This is a genomic window from Streptomyces sp. SID5785, assembly GCF_009870065.1.
In the GTDB taxonomy this organism is placed as follows: Bacteria; Actinomycetota; Actinomycetes; order Streptomycetales; family Streptomycetaceae; genus Streptomyces.
In genome coordinates, this window is record NZ_WWIA01000649.1 from 1 (window position 1) to 13,709 (window position 13,709).

General features: G+C 71.6%; 9 protein-coding genes. 5 read left to right on the top strand and 4 right to left on the bottom strand.

Translation table 11 applies throughout. From position 1 onward, the window contains the following. Positions 1-535 (bottom strand): GNAT family N-acetyltransferase (locus GTW43_RS21225; protein WP_161303604.1); only part of this gene is annotated, 535 nt, incomplete at its 3' end. Positions 536-733: 198 nt separating this feature from the next. On the opposite strand from GTW43_RS21225, the gene secA reads away from it, so the two are divergent. Beyond that, positions 734-3,550, top strand: coding sequence for a preprotein translocase subunit SecA (secA, locus tag GTW43_RS21230; protein ID WP_161303605.1), 2,817 nt, complete (start codon positions 734-736; stop codon positions 3,548-3,550). Positions 3,551-3,668: 118 nt separating this feature from the next. On the opposite strand, the gene GTW43_RS21235 is transcribed toward secA, so the two are convergent. Then, positions 3,669-4,313, bottom strand: coding sequence for a TOPRIM nucleotidyl transferase/hydrolase domain-containing protein (locus GTW43_RS21235; RefSeq protein ID WP_161303610.1), 645 nt, complete (start codon positions 4,311-4,313; stop codon positions 3,669-3,671). 244 nt (positions 4,314-4,557) lie between these two features. Beyond that, on the bottom strand, positions 4,558-5,010 hold the full coding sequence (locus tag GTW43_RS21240; RefSeq protein WP_202501773.1) for an Rv3235 family protein: 453 nt from the start codon (positions 5,008-5,010) through the stop codon (positions 4,558-4,560). Positions 5,011-5,295: 285 nt separating this feature from the next. On the opposite strand from GTW43_RS21240, the gene GTW43_RS21245 reads away from it, so the two are divergent. The 4 genes from GTW43_RS21245 (at position 5,296) to GTW43_RS21260 (ending at position 12,819) form a co-directional block, all read left to right on the top strand. Beyond that, a complete protein-coding gene (locus GTW43_RS21245; RefSeq protein ID WP_161303606.1) occupies positions 5,296-5,811 on the top strand; it encodes a hypothetical protein in 516 nt (171 codons plus the stop codon). A gap of 20 nt (positions 5,812-5,831) precedes the next feature. Continuing rightward, complete coding sequence (locus tag GTW43_RS21250) at positions 5,832-6,515, top strand: HAD family hydrolase (RefSeq protein WP_161303607.1); 684 nt, start codon at positions 5,832-5,834, stop codon at positions 6,513-6,515. Positions 6,516-6,916: 401 nt separating this feature from the next. Next, positions 6,917-11,860 carry an NAD-glutamate dehydrogenase gene (locus GTW43_RS21255; RefSeq protein ID WP_161303608.1) on the top strand — a complete coding sequence of 1,648 codons (4,944 nt, stop codon included), beginning with the start codon at positions 6,917-6,919 and terminating at the stop codon, positions 11,858-11,860. 161 nt (positions 11,861-12,021) lie between these two features. Further along, a complete protein-coding gene (locus tag GTW43_RS21260) occupies positions 12,022-12,819 on the top strand; it encodes a polyprenol monophosphomannose synthase (RefSeq protein ID WP_161303609.1) in 798 nt (265 codons plus the stop codon). 10 nt (positions 12,820-12,829) lie between these two features. On the opposite strand, the gene GTW43_RS21265 is transcribed toward GTW43_RS21260, so the two are convergent. Then, the coding region (locus GTW43_RS21265) for a CDP-glycerol glycerophosphotransferase family protein (protein WP_202501774.1) at positions 12,830-13,709 on the bottom strand (880 nt) is incomplete at its 5' end.

Consider the following 13,709-nt stretch of genomic DNA (forward strand, 5'->3'; position numbering starts at 1 on the left):
GGGCGAGGTCGGAGGGGAGGAGGGAGCCGATCCAGCAGTCACGGAGCACCCCCTTGTTGAGCAGCCCCGCCCGCAGCACCCCCTCCACCGTGAACCCGGCCTTCTCGGCGACCGCCCGCGACCCCGCGTTCCCCGCCTCGGCGCGCCATTCCAGGCGGACGCAGGCCAGGTCGGTGAAGGCCCAGCGGGCCAGGCCCAGGACGGCCTCCGTCATGTAGCCGCGGCCGCGGTACTCCTTGGCGGACCAGAAGCCGACCTCCCACGCCCCCGCGCGCGGGTGGTGCAGCGAGGCCGCGGCGACGATCGGGCCGTCGGTCTCGTGCCGTACCGCGAACGTGTACTCGGTGTCGGCGCGCCAGCCGTCCGGCACCAGGTGCCGGACGAAGTACTCGGCGTCCACGCGCGCGTACGGGGAAGGGACCGTGGTCCAGCGCTGGATGTCCGGATCCTGGGCCGCGGCGTACACCTCGTCGATGTCGGCGGGCACGAACGTGCGCAGTTGCAGGCGGTCGGTGGTCAGGGTCACGGGGTCCATCGACCGATTCTGCTCGGGACGGGCCCGGGATGTCACCAGTTTTCATGCCCCGTACCGGCACCTTCCGTGCCGCCCGTCCGTTGGACCTGATGGCAGACCTCCCGGCGCGGTGGGGTCCTCGCATACGATGGCCGTTGCTCAGGCTGTCGTCTGGGTAACCGACCGTGCCAGGCCCGACCGGCAAGGAGACCAACCCCAGTGTCCGTCCTCTCGAAGATCATGCGTGCAGGCGAAGGCAAGATCCTGCGCAAGCTGCACCGCATCGCGGACCAGGTCAACTCCATCGAAGAGGACTTCGTGAGCCTCTCCGACGCCGAGCTGCGCGCCCTCACCGACGAGTACAAGGAGCGGTACGCCGACGGCGAGAGCCTCGACGACCTGCTGCCCGAGGCGTTCGCCACCGTCCGTGAGGCCGCCAAGCGCGTGCTCGGACAGCGCCACTACGACGTCCAGCTGATGGGTGGCGCCGCCCTCCACCTCGGTTATGTGGCCGAGATGAAGACGGGTGAGGGAAAGACCCTGGTCGGCACTCTGCCGACGTATCTGAACGCGCTGTCCGGCGAGGGCGTCCACCTGATCACGGTGAACGACTACCTGGCCGAGCGCGACTCCGAGATGATGGGCCGCGTCCACAAGTTCCTGGGCCTGAGCGTCGGCTGCATCCTGGCGAACATGACGCCGGCCCAGCGCCGCGAGCAGTACAACTGCGACATCACCTACGGCACGAACAACGAGTTCGGCTTCGACTACCTCCGCGACAACATGGCGTGGGCGCAGGACGAGCTCGTCCAGCGCGGTCACAACTTCGCGGTGGTCGACGAGGTCGACTCCATCCTCGTCGACGAGGCCCGTACGCCGCTGATCATCTCCGGCCCCGCCGACCAGGCCACGAAGTGGTACGGCGACTTCGCGAAGCTCGTCACGCGCCTGAAGAAGGGCGAGGCGGGCAATCAGCTCAAGGGCATCGAGGAGACCGGCGACTACGAGGTCGACGAGAAGAAGCGCACGGTCGCCATCCACGAGCCGGGCGTCGCCAAGGTCGAGGACTGGCTGGGCATCGACAACCTCTACGAGTCGGTCAACACCCCGCTGGTGGGCTACCTGAACAACGCCATCAAGGCGAAGGAGCTCTTCAAGAAGGACAAGGACTACGTCGTCATCGACGGCGAAGTCATGATCGTCGACGAGCACACCGGCCGTATCCTCGCCGGCCGCCGGTACAACGAGGGCATGCACCAGGCGATCGAGGCGAAGGAAGGGGTGGACATCAAGGACGAGAACCAGACCCTTGCGACGATCACCCTGCAGAACTTCTTCCGCCTGTACAGCAAGCTCTCCGGCATGACCGGTACGGCGATGACCGAGGCCGCCGAGTTCCACCAGATCTACAAGCTGGGCGTCGTCCCGATCCCGACGAACAAGCCGATGGTCCGCAAGGACCAGGCCGACCTGATCTACCGCACCGAGGTCGCCAAGTTCGACGCGGTCGTCGACGACATCGCGGAGAAGCACGAGAAGGGCCAGCCGATCCTCGTCGGTACGACGTCGGTCGAGAAGTCCGAGTACCTCTCGCAGCAGCTGTCCAAGCGCGGTGTCCAGCACGAGGTGCTCAACGCGAAGCAGCACGACCGCGAGGCCACGATCGTCGCGCAGGCGGGCCGCAAGGGCGCCGTCACCGTCGCGACGAACATGGCCGGCCGAGGCACCGACATCAAGCTCGGCGGCAACCCGGACGACCTCGCGGAGGCCGAGCTGCGCCAGGCGGGCCTCGACCCGGTCGAGCACGTCGAGGAGTGGGCGGCCCGGCTGCCCGCCGCCCTGGAGAAGGCCGAGCAGGCCGTCAAGGCGGAGTTCGAGGAGGTCAAGGACCTCGGCGGGCTCTACGTCCTGGGCACGGAGCGCCACGAGTCGCGCCGCATCGACAACCAGCTGCGCGGTCGCTCCGGCCGTCAGGGCGACCCGGGCGAGTCCCGGTTCTACCTGTCGCTCGGTGACGACCTGATGCGCCTGTTCAAGGCCCAGATGGTCGAGCGCGTGATGTCCATGGCCAACGTGCCGGACGACGTCCCGATCGAGAACAAGATGGTCACCCGCGCCATCGCCTCCGCCCAGTCGCAGGTCGAGCAGCAGAACTTCGAGACGCGGAAGAACGTCCTGAAGTACGACGAGGTGCTCAACCGCCAGCGCGAGGTCATCTACGGCGAGCGCCGCCGCGTCCTGGAGGGCGAGGACCTGCACGAGCAGGTGCAGCACTTCATGGACGACACGATCGACGCCTACATCGGCGCCGAGACGGCCGAGGGCTTCGCCGAGGAGTGGGACCTGGACCGGCTGTGGGGCGCCTTCCGGCAGCTCTACCCGATCAAGGTCACCGTCGAGGAGCTGGAGGACGAGGCCGGGGACCGTGCCGGGCTCACCGCCGAGTTCATCGGCGAGGCCGTCAAGGACGACATCCACGCGCAGTACGAGGCCCGCGAGGAGCAGCTCGGCTCCGAGATCATGCGCGAGCTGGAGCGCCGCGTGGTGCTGAGCGTGCTCGACCGCAAGTGGCGCGAGCACCTCTACGAGATGGACTACCTCCAGGAGGGCATCGGCCTGCGGGCCATGGCGCAGAAGGACCCGCTGGTCGAGTACCAGCGCGAGGGCTTCGACATGTTCACCGCCATGATGGAGGGCATCAAGGAGGAGTCCGTCGGCTACCTGTTCAACCTGGAGGTCCAGGTCGAGCAGCAGGTCGAGGAGGTGCCGGTCGAGGACGCGGCGCCCACCTCGCTGGAGAAGTCGCCGGAGGACACCGTTCCGGCGCAGGCCGGGGCGTCCCGCCCGGAGATCCGGGCCAAGGGTCTCGACGCTCCGCAGCGTCCGGACCGCCTGCACTTCCAGGCGCCGAACGCGGAGGGTGGTGTCGACGAGGGCGATTTCGTGACCGAGGGCGGCCCGACCCGCTCCGAGGCCGACGGTCTGACCCGCGCCGAGCGCCGCAAGCAGCAGAAGGGGCGCCGCCGCAAGAAGTGACGGCAGCGTCGTAGATCGTGGGAAGGGGCCGGACACACCTCGTGTCCGGCCCCTTCTGCGTGCTCGGCGGGCCGTGTCCTGCGGGCCGTGCCCGGTGGGCGTAGGCAACTCCGCGGGGTCACAGCGCGGCGAGCAGGTCCTCCAGCGGTGCGGGGGCGCGGCCGGAGGTCAGCGCCTCGGTCAGCGCCCGCCCGTAGTGGATCTTGCGCCCCTTCTTGGTGCCGAAGAAGCGCCGCAGTTGCTGGGGCGCGGGGCGGCCCTGCTGGGCGGGCTGGCGCTGGAACGTCTGCAGGGAGCGCAGATCGCCCTCCGCGCGGACGAGTTCCTCGACGCGGAGGACGCCGAGGGCGCGGATGAGCTCGTCCTCCAGGTCGGCGGCGCAGACGTAGAACTCCTGGTCGGGCAGGGCGACGCCGGCCCGCTCCAGGCCGCGCTCGTAGTAGCCGCGCTCGGCCTCGTCGCACAGGCCGGTCAGGCGCAGGCCGAGACCGGCCGGGCCGAGCAGGGCGGCGAACCGGGCGATGCTCATGGCTCCGCCCATCGGCAGGACGCAGACGCCCTCGGCGGCGAGGTCGCGGCCGCGGCGGGCGGCGAGCGCCTCGACGGCGGCGGCGTCGCTGGGCCCCTCCAGGAGGACGGCGGTGCGCACGGGCAGCTGACGGGCGAGCACGCGGGCCCGCTCTCCGGCCCCGTCGACCCCGCCGTCGGCCCCGCCGGACCTGCCGGCGTCCCAGGCGACGACCGCCTCCCGGAAGTCCGCCATACCCGCCGCCTTCTCCCCGGTCCGGTTCGCCGGGTCCTCCGCCCTGCCCACGCTCCGGCCGGCCGGGTCCGCCGCCCCGTCGGCCGCCCTGTCCGCCGCCGTGCTCGCGGTCGCGTCGTTCGCCGAGTCCGTCGTCATGGGACGAGTCTGCGTCCTGGCGGTGTCCGGCGGTAGCCGGTTTCCCGGGGCGCCCGCGTCTCCGCGGCCGGGCCCTTCGACGGGAGCCGCTGACCGGCGGTCCCGCTCAGGGCGCGGACTCGCGCGGTGGGCGCCCGTCCAGTTCGACCGCCGTGCAGCGCCAGCGCATGCTGTCGTCGAGGACCAGCCGGAAGGCGAGCGCGTGCAGCCGGGGGCCGGCGGCGATGCGGGCGAAGACCTCGTAGGAGCCGGGCGCGGGTTCGAAGTGGCCGATGCGGTGGATGCGGGGGCGGGCCGGGCCCAGGGAGCGTTCGGCGGCCAGCCACAGCAGGTCCTCGTAGGCCTGGTGGAGGGCGTGCCGGGCGAACCAGTGCAGCGGTTTCTGGCCGCTGAGCACGAGGACGAGCCGCTCGGTGAACAGTTCGGTCGGGTGCGGCGGCGTCCGCGGGGCGGTCCGTCCGGGGCCCGGGCCCGCGCTGTCCCGCCGGGCGGGCGGCCGGGTGCTCCGCCGGGGCCCCCGCCTGGTCATCACCTTCTGCACAGCGCCTCCGATACTCATCGGTAACTTCGTGGTGATGATCTTGTACGAGGCCGGACCCGGGCCCCGCAAGAGCCGCCGCGGGCCGTCGGGAGCCAGGGGCCGGTTCGCTCATCAGAGTGGCCCGGGGCCGCGCGGGCCCCGCGCGCACAGGCCGGCCGGGGGTGAACCGGCGGCGCCGCGCTGACGCGGCGGCCCGGTCCGGGCGGCGGCCCGAAGGGGGACGCCCGCACGTATCCTGAAAGCCTTCTGCGACCGAAGAGGCCGAAGAGGCCGAAGAAGACGACGACGAGAGAGCGGCCCGTCATGCGCGTGTACGTACCCCTGTCCCTGCCTCGACTCGCGGCGGCGTACAAGGCGGGCGAGCTGGGGCCCGCGCCGCTGACCGCCTACGCGGTGACGCCCGCCCTGCGCGAGTGGTACGTCTCCGACGACATCGAGGAGCTGGAGTACGCCGCGCTCAACCGCGCCGCGCTCGCCTCGCTGCGGATGCTCGCGGGGGAGCCGGACGCCGCGCGGCGCCGCGTCGTGGTCGCCGTCGACGTGCCGGACGGCGCGGCCGTCGCCGACCCGGACCGGGGTCTGGACCCCGGCGCGCTCGGTGAGGTGTCCGTCCGGGACGCCGTGCGGCTGGCCAAGGCCGCGGCCGTGCACGTGGACGCCGACGACGCCGAGCGGGACGTGGCCGCGGCCGTCGCGGCGCTGGGCGCCGCCGACCACGGGGACGACGACGCGCAGTTCGTCGTGGACGGTGCCGAGGACCACGAGCTGCTCTGGTTCGCGACCCAGGAGATCCCGAACCTGATCGGCTCCGCCGGCTGAGCGGAGGGTACGTTCGGGGGATGGGGAAGCAGACCGCGGCGCAGGCCGCAGCGCACATCGTCTGGGACTGGAACGGCACGCTGTTCCACGACAACGAGGCCGTCATCGGCGCGACGAACGCCGCCTTCGAGGAGATCGGCCTCGAGCCGATCACACTGGAGAAGTACCGGGCGCTGTACTGCGTGCCCGTCCCCAAGTTCTACGAGCGGCTGATGGGGCGCCTGCCCACCGACGACGAGTGGCTCGTCATGGACGCGGCCTTCCACCGGCACTACGCGAGCCGCTCCGGCGCCTGCCGGCTCACCGACGGCGTCGAGGGCCTGCTGGCGGGCTGGCAGGAGGCGGGCGGCAGCCAGTCCATCCTGAGCATGTACGAGCACGAGGCGCTCGTGCCGCTCGTGCACGGCTTCGGGATCGCCGGACGGTTCCTGCGCGTCGACGGGCGCACCGGCCCCTCGGGCGGCAGCAAGGCCGAGCACATGGTGCGGCACCTGGGCACCCTCGACGCGGTGGCCCCCGAGCGCACGGTCGTCATCGGGGACGCGGCCGACGACGCCGTCGCCGCGCTGCACGCGGGCGCCCGCGCGGTGCTGTACACGGGCGGCTCGCACAGCCGGGCCAGCCTGGAGGACGTGGGCGTGCCGGTCGTCGACACGCTCGACGAGGCGGTCCGGGAGGCCCAGCGGATCGCGGGCACCGCCTGAACGATCACTTCCGCGCGCCCCTGCACACTCGGGGGCTCAGCGATCTGTGCAGAGTGTCAAAGTTCGCCCCCCGGTTTTGTACACATACGGCTCATGACGGGTGCCGGGGGCGGAGCGATAGCCTGGACCCGTGATCAGCGCGATATCTCGCGGGGGCATCGTCGCCCCCTGCCCGCGCCGGGAGTCCACGGGTCGTCACCGCGACCGTGCCCGGCGCTCAGCCGCTGATTGTCTCCCGCGGACCTCCGATGCGCCGAAAATGGCTCATATCTGTCCGCGTCTCTCCCATTCCGGCATAACGTCGAGGCATACCGGACACCCCGCGCCGGAGCGTCATGCCGATCGCTTTTTCTCGAACACGTCTACGTCACGCAACGGCGCGCGACAGGAGCCAGAGGACCATGCAGACCAAGCTGGACGAAGCCAAGGCCGAGCTGCTCGATCGGGCCGCCCGGGTAGCTGAGAACAGCCCGGTGGGGGGGCACCTTCCGACTGGGCAGACGGACGCGGGCACCCCGGACAGCGACACCGTGCTCACGTTCCTCCAGCGCTACTACCTGCACACCGCGCCCGAGGACCTGAGCGACCGCGATCCGGTCGATGTCTTCGGCGCCGCCTACTCCCACTACCGTCTCGCCGAGAACCGCCCGCAGGGCACCGCGAACGTGAGGGTCCACACCCCGACCGTCGAGGAGAACGGCTGGACCAACAGCCACTCCGTCGTCGAGGTCGTCACGGACGACATGCCCTTCCTCGTGGACTCGGTCACCAACGAGCTGTCCCGTCAGGGCCGCGGCATCCACGTCGTGATCCACCCGCAGGTCGTCGTCCGCCGTGACGTCGCCGGCAAGCTCCTCGAGGTGCTGCCCGACGGCGCCACCGCCGAGGGCCACGACGTGCTCACCGAGTCGTGGATCCACGTCGAGACGGACCGCGAGACCGACCGCGCCGACCTCAAGCAGATCACCGCCGATCTGCTGCGCGTCCTGTCCGACGTGCGCGAGTGCGTCGAGGACTGGGAGAAGATGCGCGACGCCGCGCTGCGCATCGCCGACGAGCTGCCGGCCGAGCCCACCGCGGGTGACGTGGACGCGCAGGAGGTCGAGGAGGCCCGCGAGCTGCTGCGCTGGCTGTCCGCCGACCACTTCACGTTCCTCGGCTACCGCGAGTACGACCTCACCGAGGACGACTCGCTCAGCGCCGTCCCCGGCACCGGCCTCGGCATCCTGCGCTCCGACCCGCAGCACGACACCGACGAGCACCACCCGGCGTCGCCGTCCTTCAGCCGGCTGCCCGCCGACGCCCGCGCCAAGGCCCGCGAGCACAAGCTGCTCGTCCTCACCAAGGCCAACAGCCGCGCGACCGTGCACCGCCCCAGCTACCTCGACTACGTCGGCGTGAAGAAGTTCGACGCCGAGGGCAACGTCATCGGCGAGCGCCGCTTCCTCGGGCTCTTCTCCTCGGCCGCGTACACCGAGTCGGTGCGCCGCGTGCCGGTCGTGCGCCGCAAGGTCGCCGAGGTGCTCAAGGGCGCCGGGTTCACCCCGAACAGCCACGACGGCCGCGACCTCCTCCAGATCATGGAGACGTACCCGCGCGACGAGCTGTTCCAGACCCCGCCGGACGAGCTGCGTTCCATCGTCACCTCCGTCCTGTACCTCCAGGAGCGCCGCCGGCTCCGGCTCTACCTGCGCAAGGACGAGTACGGGCGCTACTACTCGGCGCTCGTCTACCTGCCGCGCGACCGCTACACCACGGGTGTGCGGCTGCGGATCATCGACATCCTGAAGGAGGAGCTCGGCGGCACCAGCGTCGACTTCACCGCCTGGAACACGGAGTCGATCCTGTCCCGGCTGCACTTCGTCGTCCGCGTCCCGCCCGGCACCGAACTGCCGCACCTGACCGACGCCGACAAGGACCGCATCGAGGCCCGGCTCGTGGAGGCCGCCCGCTCGTGGGCCGACGGCTTCGCCGAGGCGCTCAACGCCGAGTGCGGCGAGGAGCGGGCCGCCGAGCTGCTGCGCCGCTACGGCCACGCCTTCCCCGAGGGCTACAAGGCCGACCACTCGCCGCGCGCCGCCGTCGCCGACCTGGTGCACCTGGAGGCGCTCGCCCGCAGCGAGAAGGACTTCGCGCTCTCCCTGTACGAGCCGGTGGGCGCCGCCCCCGGCGAGCGCCGCTTCAAGATCTACCGGACCGGTGCGCCGGTCTCCCTGTCGGCCGTGCTCCCGGTCCTCCAGCGGCTGGGCGTCGAGGTCACCGACGAGCGCCCGTACGAGCTGCGCTGCGCGGACCGCACGACGGCGTGGATCTACGACTTCGGCCTGCGCCTGCCCAAGCAGGGCAACGGAAACGGCAACGGCAACGGCGACGAGATGGGCGCCGACGGCCGTGAGCGCTTCCAGGAGGCGTTCGCCGCGACCTGGACGGGCGCCGCGGAGAACGACGGGTTCAACGCGCTCGTGCTCGGTGCCGGGCTGACCTGGCGGCAGGCGATGGTGCTGCGCGCGTACGCGAAGTACCTGCGCCAGGCCGGTGCCACGTTCAGCCAGGACTACATGGAGGACACCCTCCGCACCAACGTCCACACGACGCGGCTGCTCGTCAGCCTCTTCGAGGCGCGGATGTCGCCCGAGCGGCAGAGCGCGGGCACCGAGATCGTCGACGGTCTCCTGGAGGAGCTCGACGGCGCGCTCGACCAGGTCGCCTCGCTCGACGAGGACCGCATCCTGCGCTCCTTCCTCACCGTCATCAAGGCGACGCTGCGGACGAACTTCTTCCAGCAGACCAGTGACGGCAAGCCGCACGCCTACGTGTCGATGAAGCTCGACCCCAAGGCGATCCCGGACCTGCCCGAGCCGCGGCCGGCCTACGAGATCTGGGTGTACTCGCCGCGCGTCGAGGGCGTGCACCTGCGCTTCGGCAAGGTCGCGCGCGGCGGTCTGCGCTGGTCCGACCGGCGCGAGGACTTCCGCACCGAGATCCTCGGCCTGGTCAAGGCGCAGATGGTGAAGAACACGGTGATCGTGCCGGTCGGCGCCAAGGGCGGCTTCGTCGCCAAGCAGCTGCCGGACCCGTCCGTGGACCGGGACGCGTGGATGGCCGAGGGCATCGCCTCGTACAAGACGTTCATCTCGGCGCTGCTCGACATCACGGACAACCTGGTCGGCGGCGAGGTCGTGCCGCCCTCCGGCGTGGTCCGCCACGACGGCGACGACACCTACCTGGTCGTCGCGGCCGACAAGGGCACCGCGAAGTTCTCCGACATCGCCAACGAGGTCGCGCAGTCCTACGGCTTCTGGCTGGGCGACGCGTTCGCCTCCGGCGGCTCGGCCGGCTACGACCACAAGGGCATGGGCATCACCGCCCGCGGCGCCTGGGAGTCCGTCAAGCGGCACTTCCGCGAGCTCGGCGTCGACACCCAGTCCGAGGACTTCACCGTCGTCGGCGTCGGCGACATGTCCGGCGACGTGTTCGGCAACGGCATGCTGCTCAGCGAGCACATCCGCCTGGTCGCCGCCTTCGACCACCGGCACATCTTCATCGACCCGGACCCGGACGCGGCCACGTCGTACGCCGAGCGCCGCCGCATGTTCGAGCTGCCGCGCTCCAGCTGGGCCGACTACGACAAGAGCCTGATCTCGTCGGGCGGCGGCGTCTTCGCGCGTTCCGCCAAGTCGATCCCGCTCAACGCGCACATCCGCGAGGCCCTCGGCATCCGGTCCGGCCAGGCCAAGATGACCCCGGCCGAGCTGATGAAGGCGATCCTCCAGGCCCCGGTGGACCTGCTGTGGAACGGCGGCATCGGCACGTACGTGAAGTCGTCCGCGGAGTCGAACGCGGACGTCGGCGACAAGGCCAACGACGCGATCCGCGTCGACGGCCAGGACGTGCACGCCAAGGTCATCGGCGAGGGCGGCAACCTCGGCGCGACCCAGCTGGGCCGCATCGAGTTCGCCCGCACGGGCGGCCGCGTGAACACCGACGCGATCGACAACAGCGCCGGGGTGAACACCTCCGACCTCGAGGTCAACATCAAGATCCTGCTCAACGGCCTGGTCGCCGACGGCGACCTGACCGTCAAGCAGCGCAACAAGCTCCTGGCCGCGATGACCGACGAGGTCGGCGAGCTGGTGCTGCGCAACAACTACGCGCAGAACACCGCCCTGGCCAACGCCGAGGCCCAGGCCCCCTCCCTGCTCCACGCCCACCAGCGCTTCATGCGCCGGCTCGGCAAGCAGGGCCACCTGGACCGCGCCCTGGAGTTCCTGCCGACGGACCGGCAGATCAAGGAGCTCCTGAACGGCGGGCGCGGGCTGAGCCAGCCCGAACTGGCCGTGCTGCTCGCGTACACGAAGATCACGGCGTCGGACGAGCTCATCCGGACCTCGCTGCCCGACGACCCGTACCTGCGCCGGCTGCTGCACGCCTACTTCCCCGAGGCGCTGCGCGAGAAGTACGCGGACGCGATCGACGGGCACGCGCTGCGCCGGGACATCATCACGACGGTCCTGGTCAACGACACGGTGAACACGGGCGGTTCGACGTTCCTGCACCGCCTGCGCGAGGAGACCGGCGCGTCCCTGGAGGAGATCGTCCGGGCGCAGCTCGCGGCCCGCGAGATCTTCGGCCTGAGCGAGGTGTGGGACGCGGTCGAGGCGCTCGACAATGTCGTCGCCGCCGACGTCCAGACCCGTATCCGGCTGCACTCGCGCCGGCTCGTGGAGCGCGGCACCCGCTGGCTGCTCAACAACCGGCCGCAGCCGCTGCAGCTCGCGGAGACGATCGACTTCTTCCGCGACGGCGTCACCGAGGTGTGGGCCGCCATGCCGAAGATGCTGCGGGGCGCGGACGCCGACTGGTACCGGGGCATCCTCGACGAGCTGACGGCCGCCGGGGTCCCGGAGGAGCTGGCCGAGCGGGTCGCCGGGTTCTCGTCCGCGTTCCCGACGCTGGACATCGTCCAGATCGGCGACCGCATGGGCAAGGACGCGCTGGCCGTCGCCGAGGTCTACTACGACCTGGCCGACCGCCTGTCGATCACCCAGCTCATGGACCGCATCATCGAGCTGCCGCGGGCCGACCGCTGGCAGTCGATGGCCCGCGCGTCGATCCGTGAGGACCTGTACGCGGCGCACGCCGCCCTGACGGCCGACGTGCTGGCCGCCGGGAACGGGACCTCGACGCCGGAGCAGCGGTTCGGCGCCTGGGAGGACAAGAACGCGGCGATCCTGGGCCGTGCGCGCACGACCCTGGAGGAGATCCAGGGCTCGGACGCCTTCGACCTGGCGAACCTGTCGGTCGCGATGCGGACGATGCGCACGCTGCTGCGCACGCACTCGTAGACTCCGCCGGCATCGGTCGAGGGGCGCCCACGGGCGCCCCTCGGTCGTTCCCGGGCCGGACCGCTCACCCGATTCTTGTGATCTGTATGAGTGTCAGCCCGGTCGCCGCCGTGTTTCGGTGGTACCGATGGGGGACCGAGCACGCGGACCAGGGAGAGCGGATGACGTCGAAGCAGTACCGGCCGGACGCCGAGTCGGCCGCACGCGCGGTCGCCCTGCCGGACGACTGGGCGGCGACCCCGCTGACCGTCGTCATGCCGACGTACAACGAGGCGGGCAACCTGCCGGGCATGGCCGACGCCCTGATGGAGCTGCCGCTGCCCGGGCTGCGGCTGCTCGTCGTCGACGACTCCAGCCCCGATGGCACCGGCGACATCGCCGACGCGTACGCGCGCCGGTACGGGTCCGAGCGGATCGCCGTGCTGCACCGCGCCGGCAAGGAGGGCCTCGGCCGCGCCTACGCGGCGGGCATGGCGCAGGCCGTCGCGGACGGCGCGCGCTACGTGCTCCAGATGGACGCCGACGGCAGCCACCCCGTCGCCAAGGTCCCGCAGCTGCTCGGGGTCGCGCTGTCGACCGGCGCGGGCGTCACCATCGGCAGCCGCTACGTGCAGGGCGGCAGCCTCTCCGAGGTCTGGGGCGCGCACCGCAAGCTCCTGTCGCGCTGGGCGAACGCATACGCGGGCACGATCCTCGGCACCCGCGTGCGGGACATCACGGGCGGCTTCAACCTGTGGCGCGAGGACGCGCTGCGCGCCATCGACCTGGCGTCGGTGGACAGCGCGGGCTACAGCTTCCAGGTCGAGATGAAGTACCGGGCGCTGCGCCGCGGGCAGGGCGTCATCGAGGTGCCGATCCACTTCGAGGACCGCACGGTCGGCGAGTCGAAGATGAACCTGATGGTGCAGCTGGAGTCGGTCGCGATGCCGTGGCGGCTGCGGGCCCGCTCGCGCGGCTGAACCGGCCCCGTCAGCCGTACGCCTGCGCGGGCGCCGGGGCGACGGTGCGTGACGCGAGCGGCAGGACGGGCGGCAGGGCCTCGGCCGGTTCGCCGAGGAACACCCGGCGCACGACGCGTTCGGCGGCCCGCCCGTCGTCGAACGTGCAGAAGCGGCGCCGGAACCGGTCGCGGAGCGCCGCCGACTCCCGGTCGCACCAGGCGCCGGAGCGCAGGATCTCGGTCAACTCCCGCTGGTCGCGGGCGACATGGCCGGGCGGACCGGCCGTCAGGTCGAAGTAGACGCCGCGCGTCGCGACGTACGTCTCCCAGTCGTCGGCGTAGCAGACGACGGGCCGGTCGAGGTGGGCGTAGTCGAACATCAGCGACGAGTAGTCCGTGATCAGCGCGTCCGAGGCGAGGGCGAGCTCCTCGACCGAGGGGTGGGCGCTGACGTCGAGGACGCGGTCGGGCAGCGGGGCGGCCGGGCCGTCGTGGACGTAGTGGCCGCGCACGAGCAGGACGGTGTCGTCGCCGAGCTGCCGGGCGAGCGTGGCGAGGTCCGGGCGCGGGGTCCAGGCCTTCTCGCCGTCGCGGTGGGTCGGGGCGTAGAGCAGGGCGCGGCGGTCCGGGGGGATGCCGAGGCGGGCGCGGGCGGCGCGGACGTCGGCGGCGCCGGCCCGGTGGTAGACGTCGTTGCGCGGGTAGCCGAGGTCGAGCGGGACGTAGTCGCCCGGGTAGGCGTGCTGCCAGACGCGGGTGGAGTGGGGGTTGGAGCTGAGGCTGTAGTCCCAGCGGGCCACCCGGGTCAGGAGCGCGTCGAAGTCCACGCCGCGGGCGACGGCGGGGTAGGCGCGCTGGTCGAGGCCCATCGTCTTGAGCGGGGTGCCGTGGTGGGTCTGGAGGTGGACC